This is a genomic window from Rhizobium sp. 42MFCr.1, from assembly GCF_000377185.1.
Classification (GTDB): Bacteria; Pseudomonadota; Alphaproteobacteria; order Rhizobiales; family Rhizobiaceae; genus Rhizobium; species Rhizobium altiplani.
The window spans coordinates 1-1,393 of record NZ_KB897902.1 but is presented as its reverse complement, the minus strand read 5'-3'; the positions used below and the strand labels follow the sequence as shown (position 1 = coordinate 1,393).

Here is a 1,393-nt window from a genome sequence, read left to right as displayed (position 1 = left end):
TCTTCTGTGGTTGCCGCCCGTAGTGCAAGCAGTTTTTGGCCTTTTGAACATGTGATCGAGTGCGGTCTTCTGTCAGGCCTTTTTGTGCGGCACTTCCATAAGCCGCTGGCCGGTATGGTGATCAGCGGATCGGGTCCAAATCTACTTTCCGAGCTTGCGAGCTCCAGAAATGTCCCTGGTTTTCCCCATCCGGATCGGTTCGATCATGCGCCCATTCAGGTCATCGACTTCTCACACCTCCTAACCGGCGTTAGTCCTCAGCGTTCAGCATCAGCTCATGCCGCTACGGCCAACGTCGGATCACAAAAATCTTCCTGCTTCGTCAGCATGGCCCACATCCTACGAGCCATCTTGTTTGCGAGCGCGATCGCCACCAACATTCTCGGCTTGCGAGCCAGCATCCGCGCTAGCCATGAGCCCTGCACTGGCGATCGACGGCTCGCCCAGCTTACACGTGCCATTGCGCCGATGATCAGCAGTCTGCGGATGTCAGCCTGACCGGCTTTGGACACTCGGCCGAGCCTTTCTTTGCCGCCTGAAGAGAATTGTCGCGGGACTAGACCGAGCCAAGCCGCAAAATCTCGCCCGCACTTGAAGCTGTCCATTGCCGGGGCAAAAGCCTCTACCGCAAGAGCTACCATCGGGCCTACGCCTGGCATGGTCTTGAGACGTCGCGCAACATTGCTCTGCTGTGCAAGTCCGGCAATCTTCTTCGTCTTGTCCTCGATTCTTGCGGTCTTTTCGCTAATCTGGGCCAGAAGATCGCTGCATTCCTCCCTCACGAGTTTCGGCAGGGCGCTATCCGCATCATCGACTAATGCCTCCATGCGCTTGATGTGGCCTAACCCGAGCGGAACGACGTGGCCATACTCGTAAAGTACAGCGCGCAGCGCATTCACCAGTTCCGTCCGCTGGCGCACGATACGCTCCCGCGCTCGGAATAACACCGCTTTCGCTTGTTGATCTTCGGACTTGGGTTCTACGAAGCGCATCTCGGGTCGCTGTGCCGCGACAACAATGGCCTCGGCATCAGCGGCATCGTTCTTCTGACGCTTCACGAAAGGTCGCACATATTGCGGAGCGATCAGCTTGACCTCATGCCCCAGCGTCGCCAATTCCCGTGCCCAGTAGTGAGCGCTGCTGCAAGCTTCCATCACCACGACAGCCCCGGACTGGCTTTCCATGAAACGCAAGAACTGTCCCCGCGACAGCTTCTTGCGAAAGAGCAACCGGCCCGACATCGATGCACCGTGAATCTGAATGACGCTCTTTGCAAGATCCACCCCGATCATCACTTCCGTCATGTGTAGTCCTCTCCGCTACTGGTCCAAACACGCTCTAAAATGATAGCGTCTAACGATGCCACTTGGAGAGGGCGGCAACCACCCCATCT

1 protein-coding gene is annotated in these 1,393 nt (G+C 57.2%); it reads right to left on the bottom strand.

Annotation, left to right across the window (positions count from 1 at the left end; translation table 11 throughout):
* Positions 1 to 275: 275 nt before the first annotated feature.
* The gene (locus C934_RS0131480; protein WP_018860470.1) at positions 276 to 1,304 is read right to left on the bottom strand and encodes an IS110 family transposase; all 1,029 of its coding nucleotides are present in this window, start codon (positions 1,302 to 1,304) and stop codon (positions 276 to 278) included.
* Positions 1,305 to 1,393 lie beyond the last annotated feature (89 nt).

Excerpts from the sequence above, each read along its gene's own strand:
- C934_RS0131480 (WP_018860470.1), bottom strand. The coding sequence starts at position 1,304 with ATGACGGAAGTGATGATCGGGGTGGATCTTGCAAAGAGCGTCATTCAG.